A 25,053-nucleotide genomic window follows, 5' to 3' on the forward strand; every position below is an offset into this window, starting at 1 on the left:
TAATACCTTTTTGTAAAGATTGTTTGTGGCAGATGCCTGAGTTTAAGTCTGACAGTAGCTTGAAACGAATCCTGAGCAATGGTGTTTACACTGTTAGTCGATTCGGTGTATATGCGATTTCCGGAATTCTATTTATTCCTTTTTTGGTAAAAGAGTTTGGAAGCGGTTCTTATGGACTGCTTGCTCTGGGAGGATTCCTTACTCAGTATATTGGTATGATTTCCAGTTGTGTGGGAACGGCTGTTGCTCGCTATTTAAATATTGCTCTTAACAGCAATGATTGGAGACAGGCTAATGAGATCTTTACAACGGCTATTGTAGCGAATGCAGGTTTTATCTTGTTGCAACTTCCTTTGTTTGCTTTAGGGGTTTGGAAATTAGATTGGTTGATAGATTTCCCTGAGGAGCTTTCACGTGATTTTCGTATTTTAGTTGCGTGTAATATTTTGCTGTTTTTCTTAAACATTATGAAGGGGGTGCTGTTTACTCCTATTCAGGCTGCAAACCGTTTGGATATCAGTGAAAAATTCATGATCGGATCGCAGATTGCAAGAATGGTGCTTCTGTTTAGTTTAATCAAATGCTGTGGTGCAAGGCTTTGGATTGTCGGGGCTGTTGATCTGAGTCTTTCAGTTTGTGTGTTTTTAATCGGAATATCCATATACCACAGGCTTGTACAGAAAAACCTCGTTTTCAAGCGCGAATATATTACAGCCAAGTGGGTAAAGCCTATTCTTTCGATGGCAGGGTGGTCTTTGGTTTCAATGCTTGGGTTTTCGTTGTTTGTGAAGACTGATGTGTGGATTATCAATCGATTTGTGAGTAAGGAAATGGCAGGGGTGTATGCGGCATTATTGGTGTGGCCTAATCTTATCAAGCAGATTGGTTCGGTGTTGGGGGGATTGGTGGCGCCAGTCTTTACGATTGATTTCGCGCATGGGCGTAATGAACGTATGATAGATAGCCTGATGTTTTCCGCTCAGTTCGTGGCATATGCGGCATCGCTCCTTTGTGGTATATTTATTGCGTTGGCTCCGGGGTTGATCAGATTGTGGCTTGATGAGACCTTTATTCAGTATGCGTTATGGATTCGTTTATTACTGGGCTTGTTGGTTTTCACAATCAGCGGTTCTGTCTTTTGGCGGATTTTTGTAACGATCGGAGAAACAAAATATATGGGATTGGGAAATCTTATTCCGGGAGTATTGAACATATCCTTTTCATTATTGCTGGTACATTTCGGCTATGGTGCTTTGGGGGTGATTTGCGCGTCAATGGTTGCTCTGGTCTTAAAAGAAAATATTCTTTTTCCGGTTTGGATATCCAAAGAAGTTGGCATTCCGTTTTCGCGGTTTCTATTAATTTACCTTCGTGCTGGAGCCGGATGTGTGTTGGTTATTCTGGTAAGCCGGTTACTGATTTCAACGCCTGTTGATCTGTCGATATGGCAACTGGGTTATGTAATGCCCTTGAGTGGGCTGGCTCTTCTTGGTCTTGTCATATTTATGTCAACCAATAGTGAAAAGCTGGCCTTCATGAAGGTGCTTCAGAATCACTTTCTGATAGGAATAAAAAAATGAAGATATCCATATTAGTTGTTTATTTCGGAAATCTTCCGCCTTTTGTTCCGTTGTTTCTCTCTTCATGTGCAAATAATTCTGCAATCGATTTTTTATTATTGGGTGATGCATGGCAAACGCTTAATGGGGATGTGCCGAAAAATTGTCGTATACTTGGAATTGGTCTGGATGAATTTAAGAAACGGGCTCTTGCTGCCACGGGTATTAGGCCCGGGTTTTCATCGCCATATAAATTGTGTGATTATAAACCGGCTCTTGGAGCAATTTTTGAGCGGGAGCTTTCCGGATTTGATTATTGGGGGTTTTGCGATACCGATATCATCCTGGGAGATGTGATGTCGTTTCTAGGGGACTTGGAATCATATGATATTTTCAGTACCTGCAGGGAATATCTAAGCGGGCCGTTGTTTCTTTTCAGAAACACAGAGCGAGTCAACAGGTTGTATTCCGGGAGCAGAGATATTGAAAAAGTGATGAGTTCCGAGAGACATTATTGTTTTGATGAGTGTTCTTTCGCTTGGTCGAAGCTTCTCGCTGGTCAGTCTATTCTTGAGGTCGATACTGAAATTGAGAGTATGACGGAGGTTATTGTTAAGGCTCGCGATAGAGGGGAGATTACGGCTCATTTTGAGAGTCTTTCGCTGGAGCCTCGCAGGGGGTTTAAGGGTGTGGTATCGGTGGATAACGGGCGGGTTATGATGAATGAACAATCCTATATTCATTATCATCACTTACACAATAAAGGCAGTTCGGTTTATACCTATCCAAAATGGCACTGGAGTCAGGTGCCTGAGAGCTACTGGATTAATCGTTACGGTGTGTTTGGTAAACACGGGCTGGATATCGGTTACCGGCTTAATCAATATAAGAACCGGTGGTTAAAACGCGTTGGCAGAAATTTGAGCAACCCATTAGCTGGGGGGAAGGATAATAATGCCACAAAAATTACGTAGAAGGTCCAGAGCCAGATTAAAGGCAATTCTTGATGAAGAAGATGTTGAAGTATAATTTTGTCGGCAATCCAGATAGCGGGGATAATCTTAATGAATTACGTCGGTTGTCTTGGGATGAGGGTATCGTTATGTGTGCTCGGCATGCATGGGTTTGGCCTCTATATTGCCAGCTTAAGATGAAAGGACTGCCTGTTTTATTTAATTACGAATTACAAGAGGATGCGGTTAATTTTGTACATGCTCAGGTGGCGAGGGTTATACTGAGTCCTCATGAGCTGAGTAAATATTTTGTGGTTGTCATTCGTGCTGATTATCGGAGTTTTCCTTTCGGTCGATTTGAGATTGTGCAGAATAAGCATTGTGCAGCGGGAACTCGCCGGATTTTCATGCCTCACTATCCGCAACCGGGTTTATTGCCGCGGATGAAAGAGCGGACTAAGGTTGAAAATGTATGTTTTAGTGGGCAGGCCAATAATTTTTGTTTAGATAAAGAACAATTAGGAAATGATCTTGAGCAGTTGGGATGTAAATTGATTTTCCGGGAATGTGGTGAATGGCAGGATATGCGAGAGGTTGATGTACTTTTGGGTATCCGCTCTTTATCAAAAAAAAAATACCATAGCAAACCACCCACAAAATTGTTTAATGCCTGGCTGTCCAGGATACCATTTATTGGGGGCTATGATTCCGCTTATGAACAAGTGGGACGGCCGGGAACCGATTTCCTTAGAGTTTCAACATATTCGGAATTATTAGATGCAGTTTCTCAACTTAAGAAAAAACCGGAATTGTATAATCGCATCGTAGAATCAGGATTGAAAAAGGGAGAGAATTTTACCGCGGCGGCTACTACAGAACGCTGGGTTAACTTTATTGAAGAGAATGTTGTTCCTGCTTTTAATTGTTGGAATGCTTGTGAGTGGAGTATCTCTCAGGGGATTAAAAATCGGCTGTATACTATGGATAAATGGTATCATCGAATGCGTGGTCTGGGTCGTTAGCCAGAATGCAGAATTGGGATTATTATGAATATTTGTTTAGCGGCCGATGCGAACTACCTGCAGCACCTTGTTGTCACCATGGCATCCGTAATCATAAACTCGAATCCTAAGGAGCCGTTGGATTTTACGGTACTCACGGATGGAAGTATTAATCCGGACTGTCTGAATGGAATAAGCGGAGGGCGTTCATATGGTGTGCGAGTGATAAATGCTGCCGAGTTGGTACACGAGCATATGGAAATTGATACTGAATGCCGGTGGCCCGTGGCCGTATATTATCGTTTATTATTGCCTTCGTTATGTGAATCGGATTCACGGATTATTTATCTGGATTGCGATACAATTGTTCGCAAGCCACTCGATGAGCTGTGGAATCTTCCGATGGAGGAGTATTCTGTTGCGGGTGTCGCGGACGACGGATTCGGTCATAAAAAGCGGTTGGCACAGTATGGTGTGCAACTAAGAAATGAATACCTTAATTCAGGTGTTATGCTTTGGAATCTCGATCGTATTCGTTGCGGCGATTATGAAAGACGGCTGGAGGATGCCAGTATGCGCTTACCGAATCCGGAATTCCCTGATCAAGACTGGATTAATATAATGTTCGATACGGAAAAAAAGATAATTCCGGCGAAGTGGAATGCTATGAGTCACATATTTGAGCGGAAGAGGGGTACTGTGATCAATGATTCTGAGGAACTCCGTGCCGCAACGTGTGATCCCTACATTTGCCATTTTACAAACATAAAACCATGGACTATGACCTATACGGCGCATCCCTATTGGTTCGAATATTGGGAATATCTTGCTCGCACTTCATTTGCAGGTCGAAAGTACTGGGGAATTGTCAAAAAACAGTTTCTTTCCTCTGATCAGTCTTTGCTGTATCGACTGGTCAGATTTGTAAAAAAGTAATGGTTTTATGAAGGTATTATTTTATTTTGGTGTTTTTGCGCGAATCGGTGGTATCGAAGAGTTTACGAAAGATTTGGCTTCGGTGCTTTGCGTCAATGGGATGGAGGTCAGCATTGTATGTGCCTCATTGAAAAGTCCGATTCTGGATGAAATGGGGCGCATTGGAGTTAAAGTGCAGCGGATACCGTTTTATTGGGGGTGTCGGTGGAATTTGCCGGATTATGTGTTGCTCCCTTTCGCTCTTCACCAATTAAATAAAGCAGACGTAGTGATACATCAAAAGCCATTTAAAAAATGGTTTTACAAACTGTTTTCCAGAAAACCGAAACATGTATATATCACAGCTTATCGTCCTCGTGAGCAATTTCGGGATGCCAGCACTCTGAATTTTTTTTTCTCATGGTTTGATCATATTTTCACGCAGGCGACTTTGTTTAAAGAGGATCTACGAAAAGGGGGGGTGAATTGTTCTATTTCTGTTTTGCCTTACACGCCTCCACAGGGAGCTTCTGTTTTGCCAATGCCTTTCGAAAAAAATAAAGTGTTGCGTATTGCCATGATGGGAAGAATTGAGCCTCAAAAGAATCCATTTTATGCGATAGAAATTATTTCAGGGCTTTCCCATTGCTTGAAGCAGTCCGGCATTGGAGTTGAGTTTCATGTGTATGGATCGGGATCATTATTGGAGAAGGTAAGATCATTTGCGGATCAGCAAGGAGTCACGGTTGTATTTCATGGGGTTTATCAGCGTAAAGATGTCCCGGGTATTGTCGCTGAGAATGATTGTTTTTTGATTTCGTCCGTTTCGGAAGGACAGTGCATTGTTGCGTTGGAGGTTTTAGCTGGTGGCCGGCCTCTCTTTGCTACTGCAGTCGGTGCGTTGCCTGATATTTTACGTACACCCGTTCGTGGGGCATTAATTCCTCAGGGAAATTCAGAAAAAGCGATATCGATTATCCTAGATTGGCTGGAGGAAAATCAGCCGATTTCTCCTGAGTCTATTCAGGGAAGTTATAAGGACGATTATGACGGAGAAGCTGTAGCTAATCAGTATATTGGTGTATTTCAAAATTTAGTTGGGGACGTATGAATCTTATAGCGCTCATAGCATATGGCGGAGTGAATATTTCTATGTTCCTGTTCCATTTGCTAGGGAAAAATCGGATTTACCAATTTCCGTTTTGGGCGGCGGCGATTGCCTTGGGATGGTTTTTTCCTCAGTGCGTAGGCGGGTTTCGTACAGCTGATCAATATCCGGGAAGTGCCTATGCTACAGGGCTTATTTTTGCGACTTTTTGCACTGTGGCTTTATGGGCGGGATTTTATTCCGGTCATGAAAAAATGGATTATAGCCCTGCATGGTTAAATGCAAAATTTGATCGTAAAAGGTTATATATTGCAGGAGCGATATTGTGTCTGGGCGGGTTTTATTTCCGATATAAGCTAATGTCTTTGCCGGAAGAAGTTTTGGCAATGGGGCAGTGGTCTGGAGCTGCGGTTAAATATCTTTTTTTGGCAAGTATATTTGTTTTCGGATTTTTGAGCATATGGTTCTTATATTTGAGTCAGAACCGGTTAATAGTGGCTCAATATCTGTTATTTTTAATCCCTTCATTATTAATGCTTTTTCAGGCTGCTGTTATTAATGGGCGCAGGCGGGCGATGATGAATCTGGTGTCATATTTATTTGTAGCCCCTTGGTTTGTTCGGCGAATAGTACTGCCACGGTGGTTGATTGTTTCTGGATTATGTGTGGGGCTTCTATTGGTTAACTCGATTGGAATATACCGGTCAATAATGAAGAACAGTGATGAGAGTTTTCTGACACGACTAAAGCAGATTGTTGCAACAGACCTCACCAGTGAATCGGAAGAAGTTATTGAGAAGGGTGGGGCAGAATTCAATAATTATATATATCTTCGGCAGGTTCATGTTGAATTGGGGAAGTTTGATTGGGGAATTAAGCATTGGAATGGGTTGGTTTTTAATTATGTTCCCGGTCAGTTGATTGGGCGTGCCACCAAAAAGGCACTAATGCTTCCCGTTTTAAATGAGATTAAATTGGCCAATGAGATGTATGGTCATGTTTTTTTGACGGGAACAACGGCTACAGGATATTTGGATGCGTTTGCATCGTTTGGCTGGTTGGGCTTTATTAAATTTTACGCAATAGGATATCTCATGGGAGTGCTTTATAGACACGCTATGCAAGGTTTGTTTTTAGGCCAACTGTTGTATGTGTATGTGTTATCCCAAGCGATGCACGCGATTTCACATGGTACTCATATGATTCTGTTTTCAATATGGGTTTATTTTTTTGCGCTGGGCTATCCGGTTTTACGATGGGCAAGGGCTGAAGCTGAGTAGTAAAAATAGAAGTAAGATATTGTCATCCCATAGCTCTAAAACGAAAAGGCTGGCTTGTGAGCTCTAAATCCTCCACTCGGAGGGTATGAAAAAACAGAGACAAAAACACAAACCAGCCGGACATAGGTATACAACCTTGAAACAACTGTGCAACATGATTCCGGGACACATGGTCTCGAAGCTCGCGAAAGAGCATGGCGTGGACGCCCAAAGCAGGACGTTTACGCCGTGGAGCCACGTGGTCTCGGTGATGTACGCGCACCTCTCGCATGCATTCGGGCTTAATGACGTCTGCGACTCGCTCCAAATGAACTCCTCGGCGCTCGCCACGGTTCGTTCGGCGGTGCCGCCGTCGCGCAACGGCCTGAGCCACGCGAACACGAACCGGAATGCGGACATGGCCGAGGCGCTTTACTGGGGCATGATGAAGCACCTGACGCACACGGTGCCCGGCTTCGCGAAGCGCAAGGTGCGCAGCGGATACCTCCGCCGCTTCAACAAGACGATCCACGCGCTCGACTCGACCACGATCCAATTGGTGGCCAACTGCATCGACTGGGCGAAACACCGCCGCCGCAAGGCCGCGGCCAAGTGCCACTTGCGCCTGAACCTGCAAAGCTTCCTTCCGCAATGCGCCATCATCGATACGGCGAAGCACCATGACAGCACGAAGGCGCAGGAGCTGTGCGCCGGGCTCGAACCCGGCGAAATTGCCGTGTTCGACAAGGCCTACACCAAGTTCAGGCATCTCCATGAGCTGACGGAGCGCGGCATCTGGTGGGTTGGCCGCGCGAAGGACAATATGCAATACAATGTGGTTCGCACGCTCGAAACCACCGAACACAAACGCATCCTTTGTGACGAGGTGATCGAGATGGCGCTCGACAAATCGAAAGAGGCGTACCCCCGCGAGTTGCGTCGCGTCGCGGCCCTCGTTGAAATCAACGGTCAGGATGTCGAGATGGTCTTCATGACCAACAATCTGGAGTGGAGCGCGTGGACGGTCGCCGAACTCTACCGCTGCCGCTGGGACATCGAGGTGTTCTTCAAGGAAATCAAGCAGACGCTCCAGCTCAGCGACTTCCTTGGCCATAGCGCCAACGCCGTGCGCTGGCAGGTGTGGATGGGATTGCTTGTCCATTTGCTTATGCGCAGCCTCGCGTGCATGCACGAATGGGAACACAGCTTCAAGCGGCTGTTCACTGTAGTGCGGGCGTCGCTGTGGCGGCGATGGGATCTCGATGCGCTGCTCAAATCCTATGGGACAGCCAAACCGCCCGGACGCATGTGCGCCGCCCCGGAACAGGCGTTTCTACCGGGGTTCGGCTGAATGCTGTGGGACAGCCAAATGCATAAAACGAGGAGCCATTGTTATCCCATAACCAGGAAATCGGAACTGACTATATGGAACAGAGATCAAAAACCTTAACAAAACCGGGCGGTTACCAGCGGTTTTCGCCCTCTATGGGATGACAGTGGAAGGAAGAAGTATAATACTTTGTTTTATAAAAAATGCGTTTCGCATGTTGCTTTCCTGAACATTACAGAATTAGGACTGGAATGTGGTTGCTCTTTTTTTGAAGAAGGAAAGGGATGTCTTAGTGGTGATATGAGCCGGGTAATAGTGACACAAAGAGGAGCGCGGCATCGTTATCAGATACCGCGTATGCTGGAGGAGGCGGGGTTGCTTGCGGCGCTGTATACGGATTCAACGGCTTATAGTCCGGTCGGGCGTATAGCGGGTGTCCTGTGTAAAACGGGACTTGGTATTCATAAACTGAAAGCACTGGCTTCACGTTTGCCAGAGGGTATTCCGGCAGATAAAATATTTTCATCAGATCGTGAACTTTTGCACCGGGGGGAACTCAGTACAGATTTTGAAAAATGGGGGCTTCGCGGTGCAACGGTAGTTTACAATATGAATGGGGAGGATATCCCTTTTCTTAAATATGCTCGAGAACATGGTGCAAAGATAATTGTAGATGTTTTTATCAGTCCTCAGGCCAATCAAAATCTATATGATGAACAGCTACGGTTTAAAGGGGCTGGAGAAAAGGGGACTCTTTCAGAGGCGGACTGCCGACGCGCAGAGCATCGGGGAATCGGTGCGTATGCTCCTCTTGCGGATATTCTGCTTTGTCCTTCGGAGTGGGTGGCGGCCGGGGTTCGGGAGTTTGCTCCTGATCATGCGCACAAGATTCATGTAGTGCCCTATGGTTCAAGTATTGAGCCGAAGCGGCAGAGCGATGTGGAACCGGGCAGGCTTTTTTTTGCCGGTCGAGATGCATTGCGAAAAGGGCTTCCTTATCTGGCTGAGGCGGTTGCGCAGTTGAAAGAGTCCGGCCTTTCTCTGAAGGCTCGTATTGCCGGGTTATCCCGCGAGGAGTGCGACTGGATGCCTTATGCGGATCAGCTCGATTTTCTGGGGATTGTTCCGATGGGTGATATGACCAAGGAGTATGAGCGTGCTGATGTGTTTGTTCTTCCTTCATTGGCTGAGGGTCAGGCTGGAGTTATTCTGGAGGCGTTGTCGCATGGTTGCCCGGTTGTCGCGACCCGGGAGTCCGGTGTGGACCTGATCACGAATGAAAACGGTATGCTTGTGGAGTCGCGCTCGGCCGGTCAGCTTGCCGATGCCATTAAATCACTGGTAATGAACCGGGAGTTCAGAGATCGAATAGGTGTCCAGGGGCGTTGCTTTTTTGAGCAGGAGTTTGCTCGAAATGCATGGCGGTCCCGTCTTGTGGAAGTTGTGGAAAAACTTTAGATTGATGATCAAATGAATAATCATTCAGTGGCAATTATTACATTTCATTTATGGATTAACGGTAATCTGAACTATGGGGCAACCCTGCAGGCGTTTGCGTTGGCCCGTGTGGTGGCAGAGATGGGATTTCCGGTGCAGTTAATTGATTATATCCCGGAACCTCTACCGGCTAATGATATATTTCGTTCTGTTTATCGTCGTATTTTCCGATGGAAAGTTTCCAGAAGAATTCCTGGTGCGAAACGAAAAGGGTTTGAGGAATTTTTGCGAACTCACGGTTATTTAAGCCGGAACCGGTATGCCAGTCTGGAAGCATTGCGGGCAAATCCGCCGGAAGCGGATATCTATTTGGCCGGCAGTGACCAGATATGGAATACGCAGATTTTCCATGGAGAACTCTATAGAGCCTATTTTCTGGACTTTGGGGATCCTAAAGCAAGGATTTCATATGCCAGCAGTTTTGGTTCTGCAAACAATGAGAAAAAATATGATGTGGAGATTGGAAATCTGCTTTCTGAATTTTCTCATTTGGCGGTGCGGGAAAGCAGTGGAGCCGAAATAGTGAAAAGGTTGCTGCCTGGAACGCAGCGGGTAGAGACGGTTATAGATCCGACTTTGCTTCTGGAAGATTATACGCCATTTGTCAGATCGGTGGATGTGCAAGGGTGTCTGTTAGCCTATCTCTTCCATCCTTCGGAAACTGAAGTTGATGCATTAAAGAAAACGGCCCGGAACCTGGGGCTTATACCTGCAGTGATCAGCGATGTATCATCAGCTGTTTTTGAAGGGTGCAGAATTATACCGTGTAACTCTCCTGCCGAATGGCTGGGTGCCTTTCGGGGCGCTTCTGCGGTTGTTACGAACTCATTTCATGGCACAGTCTTTTCCATTTTATTTGAAAAGCCGTTTGTTAGTTTATTGAGTGACGAGCAGGGAGTTGCAAACCGGAATACGAGGGTACTCAATTTGGCCTCCAAACTGGGAGTAGAACCTCAGTTACTTAATCAGTATGATCCGGAGTTGTGGACTGGGCGGTTGCAGGCACCGATAAATTGGGAGACAGTACGTTCTTTGCTTATAGAGGAGCGTAGTCGATCGAAAGAATATCTCGTCCGGGCATTGACGGAATTAAAAAATTAATCTGATCGGAAACGGTTAAAGTATGAATACGGGAAATACAGCCGGAGTTTCAATTTACGTCATAACCTATATGTCTTCGGAGGAGCGATACCCGGTGTTACGCCATACCGTTGAATGTGCGCTTCAGCAGGATTATCCTGAATTTGAGGTGGTTGTTTCCGATAACTGCAGTCCGGTTTCTGTGCATGAAGCCCTGATAGGAATAGATGATCCGCGGCTACGAATCTGTACTAACCGTGAAAATACCGGATTCGCCGGGAATCTGAACCGCTGTGTTGAACATTGTGCTTACGATATCATCAAACCGCTTTGTGATGATGATCTGTTGCACCCCGGATTTCTTTCGACGACGGTGCCGCTAGTGGACGATTTTACAATGGTGGTGGCCGGAGTGGAAAAGTTTCTGGTGGGTAAAGAACCGGAAGGACTGAAGCAACCGCTGCCGGCCACCGTTCCGTCAACTGTTCGTGAAGCCGGTTACGGAGCGGATATCTGGCAACTGCCTTATGCTCCGAGTTCAATTCCTTCAGCGACGATCTATTCGCGCCGGCTTTTCGAAGAACTTGGCGGCTATGATGCCAAAACCGTAACGGCCGATTGGGATATGTTTATTGAAGCCTGTATTCATCGACGGGTGGCGTCGGTGGATATACCGCTCTGTTATGTCGGTGTATGGGGTGGGAGTCTGACTGAGGAGATGGTGGATAAACCGTATTTCTTTCCTCAGCAGGGGTTATATACAAAATTCCGTACCCTACACTGTAAAGAGCTCACTAAAGCAGATCGGCGGGAGTTAAAGAATATGCTTTATAAACAGCTTTTTATGCAGGGTTTGCGTCCTTTGAAACGATTCAACAGTGCTGCCTATCGAGTGGGGTTCCGGGCATACAGAAAACGGTTTTTTGAACTGCTTCATCAGACGCCTTCTGAATTCGGTGCGCGGCCGAATAATCCCTGAGTTTCTGTTATGCGCGTAATTCACATATGCCAGAGAGATGATCCGGATTCCGGGGGCTCCCTCCGTGTTGCGGAAGCATTGGGACGGGAGCAGCGGGCGATGGGCGTTGAGGTCTGGCTGCTTTTTCTTTATGGTTCGCGGTCCCATGTATGTGAGGAGTTTCAGGATCATGCCATCTGTTTGGATCTGGCTTCATCGAAGCAGGCGTTGCGGGGAATCAGGCGGTTCTGTTCGGTCCTTCGAAAGGTGAAGCCGGATATTATCCATTCACACGATGGGATCATATGGCCGCGTCTGGTTCTTATGCAGTTCCGTATTCCGGTCGTCATGCATTCCCATCTTCCATTGCGAAGTACAGACAGCCGAACAGGGCGTTTTCTGGTGAAGCATACAACAAAGCTGCTGGTCGGGATTTCTCTGCATACGATTGATACCTGGGTAGAGGATCACTTTCGGCCGTCACGCATTCACTATATTCCGAACGGTGTCGATTTCAACCGGTTCAGGATTGCGGATCAACGTGAAAAGACGGATTTGCGGAAAACGCTGAAGCTGCCGTCGGATAAGCGCATCCTGTTGTGGGTCGGACGTATTCACCGAAGTATGAAGGGGTCGGATCGGATAGAACGTGTGGCCCGTCAGCTTCCGGATGATATGGTTTTGGTCGTGGTTGGAAATGGTCCTGAATATCCGGGTATGCTCGAGCGCTGCAGTGCGGAGATTGCCGCCGGGCGGCTGATTATGGTGGGTTCCTGTAACGTACCGGAAAATTATTATAAAGCCGCTGATGAATTTCTTTTTACCTCTTATCATGAGCCTTTTGGTCTTGTTATTCTTGAGGCGGTGGCATCGGGTTTGCCTATTACGGCCTTCCCGGTGGTTGAGGGCGGCGGGGCGGTCTGTCTTCTGGAAGAATTCGGCGCTGTGATGCTGGAGGACAAAGCGACGGATGAAGAGCTGGCTGCGATGTTACAGCACTCAGGGAATCGTTCCGCGCAGGCTTTGGAAAATCGTACTCGTGCACTGAAAAAGTTCTCATGGCAGACCATCACCGGGAAGGTGATGGATGTGTATAAAATTGCTTTGATCAAAAAACTGTAATTCCTGTGAATATACTTTCCTACATTCATGTCCATCGTCTGCCCAATCCATCGGGAGTGGGGCGGGTTATCGATCAGTTGCTTAAGGCACATTGTGAAATGTTTCCAGGAGCCAGCCATCGGATACTGGTTGAAAAGGGGTTATACGACAGTGTGTATAAGCAACTGGATCATTTCTGGAAAAAGGCTTCTTTTATTCCGCATTCACGTTCGACGTCCTGGCAGCAGGCAGGCTGGGTCTGGCGCAATAAACCTGTGGCTGAGCATTATTGGGATGAGGTCGATCTGGTCTATTGTCCTGCGGAATCCTATGTTCCAACAGATAAGGCGCATCTGGTATGTACGATACACGATGTTGCCGGATTTGAAGAATCGTTGTATCCGCAGACGCTCAGTCGCCGTCTGCATTGTTTGAAATGGCGTTATCTGTTCCGGAGTATGGCGAAGTATGCCGATGCAGTCGTCACGGTTTCAGAGTTTTCCGCTTCGCGCATCGCCCGTTTTTTTCCAGCTTTGGAAAACAAGCTGAACGTGGTGTATAATGCGCCGCATCCCGTATTCGGCACTGAGGTGCCGGAAGCGCTGCTGGGTGAAGTTCGGGCACTGAGTGGCGGTAAACCTTATGTTCTGGTTCCCGGCGGATTGTCTCTGCGGAAAAATGCCGAGCTGATTATTAAGACGATACCTCTGCTCACCCAGCGGAATCCCGACATTCGGGTGATCATTTCAGGTTCGAATGCCCAGCCCTATTTGGACCAGCTCAATGCGCTTGGTTTAGATAATACTGTTCTTGCGGGTTATGTGTCGGATGAGCTGCTGAATGCGCTTTATCAGCAGGCGGCAATCGTTTGGTTTCCTTCGCGCTACGAAGGATTCGGCATGCCGGTGATCGAGGCCATGGCTGCCGGTGCTCCGGTGGTGGCCAGCCATGTGGCATCCATTCCAGAAGTGGCCGGAAAGGCCGCCCTGCTCTGTGATGTGGATGATCCGGCGGAACATGTTGAGGCGTTGCAGTCGTTGCTTGAATCCGGTTCGGCACGGAATGAACTGAGAGAACGGGGCATTGAGCAGGCGGGACAGTTCACCTGGCCAAAATCCGCTCAGAAACTGGAGCATGTTTTCCAAACGGTTGTAAACGGATGATTGTTGTCTGCGATATAAATGAGATCTGGCGGAGAAAGCCGTTTGCGGCTCTTGCAGAAATAGAGTCGGTGCAGGGGGTCGCACCGGCGGACTGGATGGTTGCCCGTAAACGCGGATTGCCTGATACGGATGATAGTCTGGATGTTTTGTCGGTGACCTTACCGCCGGGCTGGGCTTCGCGGACATCATGGCTGGGACAGCGCATGTTGTGGCGCCGCATTCGGAAGTGCTGTCCGGATGTGGAGACGCTGGTCGTCACCAGCCCGCATTATCTTCCGATGCTGGATTATATTTCTCCGAAAATCAGGACGATCTATTATGCATCCGATGACTACCGGAACTATGAAGGATGGGATGCCGTCGTTCGGCTGGAGGAACAGCTGGTGAAACGGGTGGATCATTCATTTTTTGTTTCAGAAGGTCTGAAAAACCGGGCACAGCGGGAGTACGGAGTGGATTCCGGAAAGCTGTCCGTGAGTATGAATGCGACTGAATCACGTTTTTTTTCTGAAGATCCAATGGAGCCGGTTTCTGCGCCGCTTGAAGGACTCAAGCGGCCGATTGCCGGGATCGTCGGGGGAATTAATGAACGGCTCGATTTTGAACTGCTTACAGCATGTGCGCAACTGCCCGAGCTGGGTACGCTTCTGCTGGTCGGGCCGCTGACAGGTAGTTCGTCTTCCGGACTGAATAAACTGCTGGAGCAGCCGAAATGCAGCGCGGTCGGCCGTCAGCCGCACAACACCATTCATCGATGGTTTCAGTGTCTGGATGTCGGTTTGATTCCGTATGTTGAAAGTGAATTCAATCAATTCTGTTCTCCGATGCGCCTGTTTGATCATCTCGCGAGCGGGGCACCTGTGATTGCGACAGCGGCCTGTGATCAGGTGCATGCATTTGAACGTCATGTGGTTGCGGCCGGGAATCGTGAGCAGTTTATTGAGGCATTGCGTAAAGCATTATCTTCCGGAACGAGACCGGGACGGATAGAAGGAATTACCTGGGCTGATCGTGCAACCTCCATGGCTGGAGTGATAAAGGGGTTATGCCATGATTAAGACGTGCATCTGGATGAATATTCCATCGCATTATCAGTCTGCGTTTTTTGAAGCGTTGGCTGCCCGGGATGATGTGGATCTGAACGTCGTGTATTTCAGTGGAACTTCGTCTGCCCGGGCTGCTGAGGGCTGGCAGTCGGAATATGCACTGAAAGCGTATGAACGTTTTGCGGAAGAGGGAGCCGCTCCGCAAAAACAGGTGGAACAGGTTGAGGATTGGCAGAACCGGGTGCATGTTATCTGCGGGTATTTTAATGAGGCATTGATCGACTTCTTCTGTAAGGCCGGAGTGTCCTGGTGTCACTGGTCTGAGATGCCGGGCATCCGGCTGGCGGATCTGCTGGGGTACCGCACGGTTCTTTACCGTATTTTTTATCCGCTTCAACTGATCGCCAAACGTTCTTATGGAGCGAGAATACGGAACTATGCGCTGGGGGCATTCGGGCAGGGGCATCTGGCAAGAAAAGCCTTTCAGCGTATGGGGGTTCCTGAGGCGAAAACGGCGGACCTCTATTATTCGCCGGAACCACTCTCACCGGCCGAGCCGTGTCGGCAGATGATGGATTTTGCCGGTGGCCGGAAAATCATTCTTATGGTTGGTGCGCTGTGTAAGCGCAAGGGTATTGATGTGCTGCTGAAGGCATTTTCCAAAGTGCGGGAAAACCGGGACTGGTGTGTGGTTTTCTGCGGACTTGATAAGGCCGGAGGACGCTATCATGCGTTGGCCGAAAAGCTGCGGTTGCAGGATCAGGTGCTTTTTCTTGGAGCTTATCCGGTTGACCGGATTTCCGAAGTGTACTGCGCTGCGGATGTGTTTGTGCTGCCTTCACGGTTTGATGGATGGGGCACGGTTTTCAATGAGGCGGCCTCGCTGGGTCTTCCGCTCATCGGAACTGATCTGTGCGGTGGGGCATGGCATCTGATCCGGGAAGGGCAGACCGGCTGTCGTGTTCGTACTTCTTCGGTGTCTTCTCTTGCCGGGGCATTGCGGTGTTACGTAAAAAATCCTGCGGATGCGGAAAAGCACGGGCGGGCCGCGCAGGAATGGTTTATGACTGAATTCACACCGGCCCGCAATGCGGAGCGCTTTGTGGCCACCCTGAAATTGTGGGGTGGGGTATGAAGGTAGCGGTTTTAACCACCAGTTCGCGTAAGGCGGGCGGGCTGTTCTATTCCGTCCGCTGGCTTTCGAAGGCGCTGGTGGATAAGGGATGTGTGCCGGAGGTGTTCAGTCCGGAGGATGAATTTTCAAAGGAAGATCTTCCGGTATGGGATCCGTTGCCGGTCAACCTCTATAAGGTTGCGGGTCCGTTGCAGCGTTCCTTGTCATTACGTAGAATGCTCAAAACATCCGGTGCGGATCTGATTCATCTGCACGGGATCTGGATGGACAACCAATGGGCGGCGATGCAGCACCAGCGGAAAAATAATGTGCCGGTGGTGGTTTCTCCGCGAGGTATGCTCGATCCATGGGCGATTCAGAATTCCGCCTGGAAGAAAAAGCTGGTGGAGGCTTTGTTTGCAAAAAAAGCGTTGCGGGAAGCGTCTTGTATTCATGCACTGTGTCGGTCGGAAGTGGAATCTATCCGGGCATATGGCCTGAAGAATCCGGTTGCGCTGATCCCTAACGGGGTTGAACTGCCCGGGCCCGGGCGTTTGCCGGCGGTTTCTGATTGTAAGACGATTCTGTTTCTCGGCCGGATTCATCCTAAAAAAGGCCTTGCTGAACTGCTGGAGGCCTGGAGTCGATTCGGAGGCGGCTGGAAGCTGCTGGTGGCCGGTTGGGATGACGGGGGGCATGATGAAGGGCTCAAGGCTCGAGCGACAGAACTGGGTCTGAAAAATATTGAATTTATCGGACCGAAATACGGGAAGGAAAAAGAAACGCTTCTGCGCAGCGTGGATGCGTTCATTCTCCCGTCTTTTTCCGAAGGACTTCCCATGTCGGTGCTGGAGGCCTGGTCGTACGGCCTGCCGGCCGTGATTACGGATTTCTGTAATCTGCCGGAAGGATTTGAATGCAATGCTGCGGTTCGGATTGAACCCCGGGCTGATTCGATTGTCGAGGGATTGGAAACACTGGCGGCGATGTCGGATGAAGAGAGGACGGCAATGGGTTCCGCGGGACGTGCTCTGGTCGAGAAGAGATTTACCTGGTCCGGAATTGCAGAGAATATGCGGCAGGTTTATGCATGGTGTCTGACGGGAGAAAATCCTCCGGAGTGCCTTGAGTTTGCGCGGACTGATTCATGATCTTTAATTCGCTTACTTTTCTGGTTTTTTTCGCAGTGTGCCTTGCGTTATATGCGTTGCCGTTAAAATGGACCGTGCATAAGGGCATTCTGCTGATCGCCAGTTATCTTTTTTATATGGCGTGGAATCCGCCGTTTGTATTGCTGTTGCTGATATCAACAGGAGTTGACTGGTGGGCGGCTAACCGGATTGCCCGAGCGGAATCGCAGAACATGCGGAAGCTTTTTCTGGCCTGCAGTTTAGGTGTGAATCTTGGTTTTCTGTTCTTTTTCAAATATTCGCCGATGTTGATGGAAACCCTGAACGGAATGCTGGGTTTTATCGGTGTTGAGATGGTTTTGCCTCGCTGGTCGATCATTCTCCCGATGGGTATTTCATTTTATACTTTCCAGACGCTTTCCTATACCCTGGATGTATATCGTAAAAGAGAGCTGCCCTCAGATTCGATGCTCGACTTTGCGTTATATGTCACGTTTTTTCCGCAACTGGTGGCCGGACCGATTGTCCGCTCAAATGAGTTTCTTCCTCAGCTTCAGGAGCGTCCGGAAATCAGGCCTGCCATGATCTCCTGGGGGATTGTTCTGATCGTTTTCGGCCTGTTTGAGAAGATTGTTCTGGCCGATACTATAATGGCTCCGGTGGCGGATACTGTTTTCGGTGCGTCCGGTGAGGCGGGGTTCCGCTCTGCGTGGATGGGAGTGCTGGCTTTTACGGGACAGATTTATTTTGATTTTGCCGGGTATTCCACGTGTGCCATCGGTATTGCGATGCTGATGGGATTTGAGCTGCCTGATAATTTCAGGGCACCTTATGGGGCCATGGGATTTGGAGATTTCTGGCAACGCTGGCATATTTCGCTTTCGTCGTGGCTGCGTGATTATCTCTATATTCCGCTGGGTGGAAATAAGAAGGGCAATGGAAGAACATATACCAACCTGTTTATCACCATGCTTCTAGGCGGGCTGTGGCATGGGGCGAACTGGACGTTTGTTGTCTGGGGCGGATTGCATGGGGCCTATCTGGCCATCGAGCGTCCGTTTCGGAAAAAACTGGAATCGGCGGCGGCGCGATCGTTGTTTTTCAGAATCGGCTGGATGCTCGCTACGCTGTTTCTGGTTATGCTGGCCTGGGTGCCGTTCCGAGCGGCATCGTTTGGAGACTGCAGTATTTTGTTTCAGGCGATGTTCGGTTTTGCGGATGGAAATCTTTCAGTTCACTGGTTCAGTGAATGTATGGTGGTTGGGCTGGCCGGAGTCATGTTTGTACTCCATGGTCTGATGAAAAATCACCGGTTGGAGCATATCGGCCGGAAAATGCCGATGTTGCTGGTGGCGGCTTCTGTCGTGTTTATGGTGTTAATGATTATTATGTCTCCGGTAAGTGATCGTGCCTTCATATACTTTCAATTCTAATACTGCTTTCGGACGCCACCCTTCTCATCTGGATGGAGGTTGTTTTGTACTGGCGGTTCTGATTATCCTGCTGTTGACCGGCGGCGGACTGGAACTGTTCTGGCGGTCAAAAGGGCATGTTCCGGTGGCGGCTGATACGGTTTCGCTCTGGGGGCTTCATGTGGATAAAGTATCTGCATTGGATTCGGATGGGTTGGTCATTGCGGGCAGTTCGCGCGTACAGCTTGGTCTGGATCCGGAAATACTGAAAGAAGAGCTGGGGTCTTCCGCTGTTGTACAGCTTGCGCGGGCGGCGGGATCGCCGGTTCCGGTGCTCGAATATATTGTGGATGAAACATCGTACGGTGGAACCGTGTTGTGCGGCATAACACCGGGGGTGGTTTTTGATGAACTGCAACGGTCGCGAAAAGCGCTGGAAGAGGCCTTGGTACAGCGAAAAAAACGACCCTTTTATGTGTTTTTGGAAGAACGGTTGATCTATGGCGTGCAATCGGTGTTATGTTTGAATAATACGGCTCTTTCGTGGAAACTGGCGGGAAACGGGTTGGTCCGAGGAAACTGGCCGGATCCGCCTTATGCAAAGTTTTATTCCAGCCGCTACATTGCGGCAGACTATTCGAAATGCAGGAAGGCGGAAATCTTACTGAATAATTTTGTTAATCTGCTGCAGGAAGGTGTTCCGATGACAGAGGATAGTTTGGCCGGGCTGGTGGATCAGTTTTCCGATCTGGCCTTTAAACTTGAACAACGCGGCGGAAAATTGGTGCTGATTCGTATGCCGTCGTCTGGAAAACTTTACGGGATGGAACATCACAATTATCCTGCAGGAAAATACTGGGCGGCCTTTAAACAGCGGTTTGGTGACCGGGCCATCCATTTTACCGATCTGGAAGAGGCTATGGGGACTATGTTCCGGTGTCCGGATGGCAGCCATCTGGATTATCGCGATGCAGAGCGGATTTCGAAGGAGTTAGGCCGGTGGATCAAGTGAGCGGACTGGATATCAGTAAAAATCGAAAAGCGCAGAAATATTCTCGTGCGGTGCAGCTTCGGCGTGTGCTGTGGGCGCTCGGGAAAGTCGTGTTCCGGATGGTGCCGCGGCCTTTTTATGCTCCCCGCCGGATGATTCTGCGCGCCTTCGGTGCCCGGGTGGGACGTCATGTGAATATCGCGAATACGGCAACAATCTATTTCCCCTGGAATTTTGAAATCGGGGACTGGTCATCAATTGGCGAACGGGCGATGATTTATAATCTGGGAAAAGTAACTATCGGTGAACGGGCGACGGTATCGCAGGGTGCGCATCTGTGTGCGGGGACACATGATTTTTCAGATCCGGCCACGCCGCTGCTGACACCGCCTATTAACATTGAATCGCAGGCGTGGATTTGTGCGGATGCATTCATCGGACCGAATGTGACGGTGGGTGAAGGGGCGGTGGTCGGAGCCCGGGCGGTGGCGGTTAAGGCGGTCGAAGCATGGTCGGTTGTTGCTGGAAACCCGGCAACGTTTATTAAGATGCGCAAATTAAAACAGGTGGAATAATATGGCAGGCGTATCGGTTCTGATTCTTACGAAAAATGAAGAGATCAATATTGAACGCTGTATTCGGTCGGTTGCCTGGTCGGATGATATTGTGGTGTTTGATTCATTCAGTGATGACCGGACGGTTGAATTAGCGGAGCGGCTTGGAGCCCGGGTGATCCAGCGGAAATTTGATAATTGGTCTGCTCATCAGAACTGGGGCGTGGAAAATATTAAATTCAAGCATCCCTGGGTTTACTATACCGATGCCGATGAAATCTGTGATGATCAGTTGCGCGATGAGCTGTTGTCGCTGGATAAAAACGGGGAATCGTTTTCGGCCTTTCAGGTGCGCCGGAAAGATTATTTTACGGGGCGATGGCTGAAGCGGTCGCAGCTTTATCCGACCTGGATTACCCGGGTGTTTCGTCCGGAAAAAATCCGGTATGAACGGCTGGTGAATCCGGTTGCCGTGGTGACCGGTGAGACGGGAAAACTCGATGGGCACATTATCCACTATCCGTTTTCCCATGGTATTGGACATTGGTTTGACCGGCACAATAGGTATTCTCAAATGGAGGCGGCGGATCTGGTGAACGAAGTAACAGAGAAAATCCGTTTCTCTGATTTTTTCTCCAAAGATGCGGCGGTAAAAAGACGGGCGCTGAAAACGCTGGCCTATAAAATGCCGGGGCGGCCGGTTTTAATGTTTTTATATCTTTATTTTTTCCGGTTGGGACTGCTCGATGGTCTGCCGGGACTGCGCTATTCGATCATGCGTTCGATGTATGAGTATATGATTGATTTAAAAGTGCTCGAATACCGCTATACGGAAACTGAAGGGAAAGGATCGACGCTTTGAAAATATTGGTTACAGGCGCGGCCGGTTTTATTGGATCGAATGTGGCGCATGTTCTACTGGATGCGGGGCATGAGGTGGTCGGAATCGATAATTTTAATGACTACTATCCGGTAGCGATCAAAGAGATGCGGCATACGGCATTGGAAAAAAGGTCGGGTTATACGGGCATACGTGGTGACTTTTCTGATCTGGAGCTGATGAATGAGCTTTTCGGGAAACATCGGTTTGAACGGGTCTGTCATCTGGGTGCACAGGCGGGAGTGCGTTATTCTCTGGAGAATCCGCATGCCTATGAAAGGTCGAATCTGGCCGGACATCTGAATGTGCTGGAATGCTGTCGGAATTTTGATGTGCCGCGGCTGGTATATGCATCAAGCTCCAGTGTATATGGGGGAAATAAAAAAGTACCTTTTTCGGAAACGGATCCGGTGGATCATCCGGTGAGTCTGTATGCCGCGACCAAAAAGACCAATGAATTAATGAGCCATGCCTATACCGATCTGTATGGGGTTCAAACCATTGGTCTGCGTTTTTTTACTGTATACGGACCGGCCGGTCGGCCGGATATGGCATACTGGCTTTTCACCGAGGCGATGCTGCAGGGACGGCCGATTACAGTATTTAATCACGGCGACATGAAACGAGATTTTACGTATATTGACGACGTTGTTCAGGGGGTGAAGGCCGCTCTTTTTACCGACGGCCTGGAACCGTATGAAATTTTCAACCTCGGGAATAATCAGCCGGAACTGCTGATGGATATGATCAGGTATCTGGGAAATTCGCTCAACCTTGAACCGCAGATGGAAATGCTGCCGATGCAGGCAGGGGATGTGCCGGTTACCTATGCTGACATTGAAAAAGCGAAAATAAAACTGGGCTATCAACCTCGCACAGGTTTGGCGGACGGGTTGGAGCAATTTGTGAAATGGTATAAGGACTGGAAGAAATCCTGATGAAGTTTTCGGTGATTACAGCGACCTATAATTGTGAGGCGAGTATCCTGGATACGGTGAAGTCGCTTCGGGAGCAGACCATTCCGCGGGAGGATATTGAATGGATTCTGGTGGATGGCGGTTCAACGGACCGGACGCTGGAATTGATCGAGGGGCAGGATTTTCATCCGGATCAGTGGGTTTCGGAAAAGGATAACGGCATTTATGACGCGCTTAATAAAGGGGTGCGGATGGCCACCGGCGATTTTGTCGGTTTTCTGCATGCGGATGACATGCTTGCGGCACCAGGTGTTTTGTATCATATCGGTTGTGCTCAGAAGAATTCGGGTGCGGATGCGGTTTATGGTGATCTGCAGTATGTTCGGCCGTTGGAGCAGGGCGGTTTCGGCATTGTACGGCATTGGGACAGCGGTGTTTATTTCCGCAGAAAACTGAAGTGGGGCTGGATGCCGCCGCATCCGTCGCTTTATTTAAAGCGTGAAATTTATGAGCAGGCCCGGCTTCCGAATGGTGAGTATTTCGATACCTCATACACTTGTGCGGCGGATTATGATTTTATGATGCGCATTCTCGGAAAGTATGAAGTGGAGCCGGCTTATCTCCGCATGGTTCTGGTACAGATGCGTGTCGGCGGAATCAGCAACCGCAGTCTGAAGCATATCATGACCAAATCCAAAGAGGATTGGCGGGTTATTCGTGAGAATAAAATCGGAGGGCCTCATACGCTGGCCTGGAAGAATCTGAGTAAACTGCAGCAGTTTTTCGTGCGTTAAATACAGGAATTTAAAATATGGATTGGCTCAAACTGTATTCAGAATTTGATAACGCAGTTCCTGTTTTATTCGGCATGGATGACGCGGGATTTGAACCGGGATGGACGCTGTCGCTGAATGTTGCTGAGACCGGGGTGGAGGTGTGTATCGGTGCCTGGGCATTATTGTTGTCCAGATGTTCCGGGGAACGCTGGGTTACGCTGGGTTATATGGATAAGGAGACCGCTGAACCGTTTCCTGTTCGACTTGAGATCGATGAGTCCCTTGTCGTAAGGGATTTTCTGAATTCGGTCAGAGATCAGCTCAGACTGCAGTTGGAGCATGCCGATATCGGCGAAGAGCAGCTTCGCCGATTGTTGGAACTGGAATCCGGACTGCAGCTGTATTCCAGTACCGTGCAGGAGGAAAAGAACGGGACCGTAATCATTTCCGGCGATAACGGGATGTCGGAGGAGACGGTTGGTCGGGTTGCATCCTATGTCGATACTGTTCTTGATTTATTCCGTTCGGTGCCGGAGGCCAAAGTAAAGGATCTCGTTTATCTACCCGACGAAGAGCTTCAGTTGGTTACAGAAAAGTGGAATCCCGCCGCTTCTGCGTATCCGGAACAACCGGCGCATCGTATTTTTGAAGAAACAGCGGCTGCTTATGCTGATCGAACGGCTTTGGTGCTGAAGGGTAAATCAGTTTCATATGGGGTATTGAATGAGCGAGCGAATCAGCTGGCCCATTACTTGAAGGAACAGGGGGTTGGTCCGGGCGGACAGGTTGCACTCATGCTTGAGCGGAGTGAAGGGCTGATTCAGGCTGTTCTGGCCGTGCTTAAGTGCGGAGCTTCGTATATTCCTTTTGATCCGGACTATCCGCGTGTACGGATTAAACAAATGCTGGATGATGTTTCTCCGCAATATGTTCTCGTGAATTCTAACGTTGAGGTTTGCGCTGGTACCATTCCGGATGGCATCGAGTGCATTCAAATTGACCGGATAGGGGAACAGCTTCAGAGTTTTTCCAGAGAGAATCCTGAAGCCGTGTGTACGATAGACAGTCCGGCTTATATTATGTTTACTTCCGGGTCTACCGGGCAGCCGAAGGGGGTGGAAGTTGTTCATCGGGGCATTGTCCGTCTGGTGTGTAACAGTAACTTTGTGCCTTTAAATCAGGATACGGTCCTTCTTCATATGGCGGCGGCTTCTTTTGATGCATCCACATTTGAGATCTGGGGAGCATTGCTTAATGGCGGATGTTGTGTTTTGTGTGAAACCGGAATTCCTACTATTGATGATATAGGACGTCTGATCGCTGATTTCGGTGTAAATACACTCTGGATGACCGCTGCGCTGTTCAACCTTGTGATCATGGAAGCACCTGAAGTATTGAAGCCTGTTCGGTATCTGTTGATTGGCGGGGAGGCATTGTCGCCGAAACATGTTGAGAAGGCACTGAATGAACTTCCGGATACTCAGCTGATTAATGGGTATGGACCGACTGAAAATACGACGTTTTCAACAACCTATGCTTTTGATCGGACTGCTTTTGATGTTCAGGCACCGATTCCGATCGGCTATCCAATTGCAAATTCAACGTGTTATATTCTGGATGTTTATCAACGGCCTGTTCCAGTCGGAGTCCGGGGAGAGCTTTACGTCGGAGGAGACGGCGTTGCCCGCGGTTATGTAAATCGGCCCGAATTAACCGCTGAACGGTTTCTTCCGGATCCGTTTTCTAAGAAAACGAGCAGACGCATTTACAGAACCGGCGATTTGGCCTATTGGAACCGCGACGGCTCCATCGGTTTTGTCGGGCGGGTTGATAATCAGGTGAAGCTGCGAGGGTTCAGGATCGAGCTTTCCGAAATTGATGCGACGCTCTCGCAATATCCGGATGTTGAGCAGGCGGTAACGGTTGTGGTGGATGGAGACGGCGGTAGTAAATGGCTCGCCGCATATGTAAAAGTTGAGCGGCCGGAGGAATATGACGTAAGTGGTCTGTTGTCTTTTGCCCGTGAGAATCTGCCCGACTATATGGTTCCCTCCCGTATCGTTCCGATTAAAGAGTGGAATTATACCCCTGCCGGTAAACTGAGTCGTACTAAACTTCCGCGGCCGTGGGAGAATGAAGCTTCATATGCTGATCCGGTTCAGTATGCAGGCAAGACGGAAGAGACGGTTGCGACCATCTATGGTGAAGTGCTGGGGCTCAAATCGGTTGGCCCGAATGCGGATTTCTTTGAGCTGGGGGGGATTCACTTAAGGCGGTATCCCTGTTCCTGAAAATAGAAAAGCAACTGG

At 48.8% G+C, this 25,053-nt stretch carries 22 protein-coding genes; all 22 read left to right on the forward strand.

The annotated features are described in order from the left end of the window. Positions 1-32: 32 nt before the first annotated feature. The 22 genes from EGM51_00435 to EGM51_00540 all read left to right on the forward strand — a co-directional run bounded on the left by EGM51_00435 (position 33) and on the right by EGM51_00540 (position 25,035). The gene (locus tag EGM51_00435) at positions 33-1,580 is read left to right on the forward strand and encodes a hypothetical protein (GenBank protein ID QBG45951.1); all 1,548 of its coding nucleotides are present in this window, start codon (positions 33-35) and stop codon (positions 1,578-1,580) included. Next, positions 1,577-2,533, forward strand: a complete 957-nt coding sequence (locus EGM51_00440) for a hypothetical protein (GenBank protein QBG45952.1) — start codon at positions 1,577-1,579, stop codon at positions 2,531-2,533. Before EGM51_00435 ends, EGM51_00440 begins: the two co-directional genes overlap by 4 nt. Before the next feature lie 32 nt (positions 2,534-2,565). After that, the gene (locus tag EGM51_00445) at positions 2,566-3,534 is read left to right on the forward strand and encodes a glycosyltransferase family 1 protein (protein QBG45953.1); all 969 of its coding nucleotides are present in this window, start codon (positions 2,566-2,568) and stop codon (positions 3,532-3,534) included. Between the two features lie 24 nt (positions 3,535-3,558). Beyond that, complete coding sequence (locus EGM51_00450) at positions 3,559-4,449, forward strand: glycosyltransferase family 8 protein (protein ID QBG45954.1); 891 nt, start codon at positions 3,559-3,561, stop codon at positions 4,447-4,449. A gap of 7 nt (positions 4,450-4,456) precedes the next feature. Further along, complete coding sequence (locus EGM51_00455; GenBank protein QBG45955.1) at positions 4,457-5,539, forward strand: glycosyltransferase; 1,083 nt, start codon at positions 4,457-4,459, stop codon at positions 5,537-5,539. Further along, on the forward strand, positions 5,536-6,816 hold the full coding sequence (locus tag EGM51_00460) for a hypothetical protein (protein QBG45956.1): 1,281 nt from the start codon (positions 5,536-5,538) through the stop codon (positions 6,814-6,816). The genes EGM51_00455 and EGM51_00460 overlap by 4 nt, the downstream gene beginning before the upstream one ends. Before the next feature lie 85 nt (positions 6,817-6,901). Next, entirely contained in the window at positions 6,902-8,146 is a 1,245-nt protein-coding gene (locus EGM51_00465) for an IS4 family transposase (protein ID QBG45957.1), read from the forward strand. Positions 8,147-8,425: 279 nt separating this feature from the next. Continuing rightward, entirely contained in the window at positions 8,426-9,583 is a 1,158-nt protein-coding gene (locus EGM51_00470) for a glycosyltransferase (protein QBG45958.1), read from the forward strand. Positions 9,584-9,595: 12 nt separating this feature from the next. Beyond that, entirely contained in the window at positions 9,596-10,723 is a 1,128-nt protein-coding gene (locus tag EGM51_00475) for a polysaccharide pyruvyl transferase family protein (protein ID QBG45959.1), read from the forward strand. A gap of 22 nt (positions 10,724-10,745) precedes the next feature. Continuing rightward, the gene (locus EGM51_00480; protein ID QBG45960.1) at positions 10,746-11,681 is read left to right on the forward strand and encodes a glycosyltransferase family 2 protein; all 936 of its coding nucleotides are present in this window, start codon (positions 10,746-10,748) and stop codon (positions 11,679-11,681) included. Positions 11,682-11,690: 9 nt separating this feature from the next. Then, on the forward strand, positions 11,691-12,782 hold the full coding sequence (locus tag EGM51_00485) for a glycosyltransferase family 1 protein (GenBank protein ID QBG45961.1): 1,092 nt from the start codon (positions 11,691-11,693) through the stop codon (positions 12,780-12,782). A 5-nt stretch (positions 12,783-12,787) separates the two neighbouring features. After that, positions 12,788-13,924, forward strand: coding sequence for a glycosyltransferase family 1 protein (locus tag EGM51_00490; protein QBG45962.1), 1,137 nt, complete (start codon positions 12,788-12,790; stop codon positions 13,922-13,924). Next, positions 13,921-14,982 carry a glycosyltransferase gene (locus EGM51_00495; protein QBG45963.1) on the forward strand — a complete coding sequence of 354 codons (1,062 nt, stop codon included), beginning with the start codon at positions 13,921-13,923 and terminating at the stop codon, positions 14,980-14,982. The genes EGM51_00490 and EGM51_00495 overlap by 4 nt, the downstream gene beginning before the upstream one ends. Next, the gene (locus tag EGM51_00500) at positions 14,975-16,105 is read left to right on the forward strand and encodes a glycosyltransferase (GenBank protein QBG45964.1); all 1,131 of its coding nucleotides are present in this window, start codon (positions 14,975-14,977) and stop codon (positions 16,103-16,105) included. Before EGM51_00495 ends, EGM51_00500 begins: the two co-directional genes overlap by 8 nt. Then, positions 16,102-17,235 carry a glycosyltransferase gene (locus EGM51_00505; GenBank protein QBG45965.1) on the forward strand — a complete coding sequence of 378 codons (1,134 nt, stop codon included), beginning with the start codon at positions 16,102-16,104 and terminating at the stop codon, positions 17,233-17,235. Before EGM51_00500 ends, EGM51_00505 begins: the two co-directional genes overlap by 4 nt. Next, positions 17,232-18,647, forward strand: a complete 1,416-nt coding sequence (locus EGM51_00510; GenBank protein ID QBG45966.1) for an MBOAT family protein — start codon at positions 17,232-17,234, stop codon at positions 18,645-18,647. Before EGM51_00505 ends, EGM51_00510 begins: the two co-directional genes overlap by 4 nt. Further along, positions 18,622-19,638 (forward strand): hypothetical protein, encoded by a 1,017-nt coding sequence (locus tag EGM51_00515; protein ID QBG45967.1) that lies wholly within the window; start codon positions 18,622-18,624, stop codon positions 19,636-19,638. The genes EGM51_00510 and EGM51_00515 overlap by 26 nt, the downstream gene beginning before the upstream one ends. Further along, the gene (locus EGM51_00520; GenBank protein QBG45968.1) at positions 19,626-20,192 is read left to right on the forward strand and encodes a putative colanic acid biosynthesis acetyltransferase; all 567 of its coding nucleotides are present in this window, start codon (positions 19,626-19,628) and stop codon (positions 20,190-20,192) included. Before EGM51_00515 ends, EGM51_00520 begins: the two co-directional genes overlap by 13 nt. Before the next feature lies 1 nt (position 20,193). Further along, positions 20,194-21,033, forward strand: a complete 840-nt coding sequence (locus tag EGM51_00525) for a glycosyltransferase family 2 protein (GenBank protein ID QBG45969.1) — start codon at positions 20,194-20,196, stop codon at positions 21,031-21,033. Next, entirely contained in the window at positions 21,030-21,989 is a 960-nt protein-coding gene (locus tag EGM51_00530) for an NAD-dependent epimerase/dehydratase family protein (GenBank protein ID QBG45970.1), read from the forward strand. The genes EGM51_00525 and EGM51_00530 overlap by 4 nt, the downstream gene beginning before the upstream one ends. Next, positions 21,989-22,762: a glycosyltransferase gene (locus EGM51_00535; protein QBG45971.1), complete on the forward strand. Its 774-nt coding sequence runs from the start codon at positions 21,989-21,991 to the stop codon at positions 22,760-22,762. Before EGM51_00530 ends, EGM51_00535 begins: the two co-directional genes overlap by 1 nt. A gap of 17 nt (positions 22,763-22,779) precedes the next feature. Further along, the gene (locus EGM51_00540) at positions 22,780-25,035 is read left to right on the forward strand and encodes an amino acid adenylation domain-containing protein (protein QBG45972.1); all 2,256 of its coding nucleotides are present in this window, start codon (positions 22,780-22,782) and stop codon (positions 25,033-25,035) included. Positions 25,036-25,053 lie beyond the last annotated feature (18 nt).

The sequence above is a fragment of the Verrucomicrobia bacterium S94 genome, from assembly GCA_004299845.1.
In the GTDB taxonomy this organism is placed as follows: Bacteria; Verrucomicrobiota; Kiritimatiellia; order Kiritimatiellales; family Pontiellaceae; genus Pontiella.

Excerpts from the sequence above, each read along its gene's own strand:
- EGM51_00450 (QBG45954.1), top strand. The coding sequence starts at position 3,559 with ATGAATATTTGTTTAGCGGCCGATGCGAACTACCTGCAGCACCTTGTT.
- EGM51_00540 (QBG45972.1), top strand. The coding sequence starts at position 22,780 with ATGGATTGGCTCAAACTGTATTCAGAATTTGATAACGCAGTTCCTGTT.
- EGM51_00525 (QBG45969.1), top strand. The coding sequence starts at position 20,194 with ATGGCAGGCGTATCGGTTCTGATTCTTACGAAAAATGAAGAGATCAAT.
- EGM51_00500 (QBG45964.1), top strand. The coding sequence starts at position 14,975 with ATGATTAAGACGTGCATCTGGATGAATATTCCATCGCATTATCAGTCT.
- EGM51_00470 (QBG45958.1), top strand. The coding sequence starts at position 8,426 with ATGAGCCGGGTAATAGTGACACAAAGAGGAGCGCGGCATCGTTATCAG.
- EGM51_00480 (QBG45960.1), top strand. The coding sequence starts at position 10,746 with ATGAATACGGGAAATACAGCCGGAGTTTCAATTTACGTCATAACCTAT.
- EGM51_00455 (QBG45955.1), top strand. The coding sequence starts at position 4,457 with ATGAAGGTATTATTTTATTTTGGTGTTTTTGCGCGAATCGGTGGTATC.
- EGM51_00495 (QBG45963.1), top strand. The coding sequence starts at position 13,921 with ATGATTGTTGTCTGCGATATAAATGAGATCTGGCGGAGAAAGCCGTTT.
- EGM51_00435 (QBG45951.1), top strand. The coding sequence starts at position 33 with ATGCCTGAGTTTAAGTCTGACAGTAGCTTGAAACGAATCCTGAGCAAT.
- EGM51_00505 (QBG45965.1), top strand. The coding sequence starts at position 16,102 with ATGAAGGTAGCGGTTTTAACCACCAGTTCGCGTAAGGCGGGCGGGCTG.
- EGM51_00440 (QBG45952.1), top strand. The coding sequence starts at position 1,577 with ATGAAGATATCCATATTAGTTGTTTATTTCGGAAATCTTCCGCCTTTT.
- EGM51_00535 (QBG45971.1), top strand. The coding sequence starts at position 21,989 with ATGAAGTTTTCGGTGATTACAGCGACCTATAATTGTGAGGCGAGTATC.
- EGM51_00510 (QBG45966.1), top strand. The coding sequence starts at position 17,232 with ATGATCTTTAATTCGCTTACTTTTCTGGTTTTTTTCGCAGTGTGCCTT.
- EGM51_00445 (QBG45953.1), top strand. The coding sequence starts at position 2,566 with ATGAAGAAGATGTTGAAGTATAATTTTGTCGGCAATCCAGATAGCGGG.
- EGM51_00485 (QBG45961.1), top strand. The coding sequence starts at position 11,691 with ATGCGCGTAATTCACATATGCCAGAGAGATGATCCGGATTCCGGGGGC.
- EGM51_00460 (QBG45956.1), top strand. The coding sequence starts at position 5,536 with ATGAATCTTATAGCGCTCATAGCATATGGCGGAGTGAATATTTCTATG.
- EGM51_00465 (QBG45957.1), top strand. The coding sequence starts at position 6,902 with ATGAAAAAACAGAGACAAAAACACAAACCAGCCGGACATAGGTATACA.
- EGM51_00475 (QBG45959.1), top strand. The coding sequence starts at position 9,596 with ATGAATAATCATTCAGTGGCAATTATTACATTTCATTTATGGATTAAC.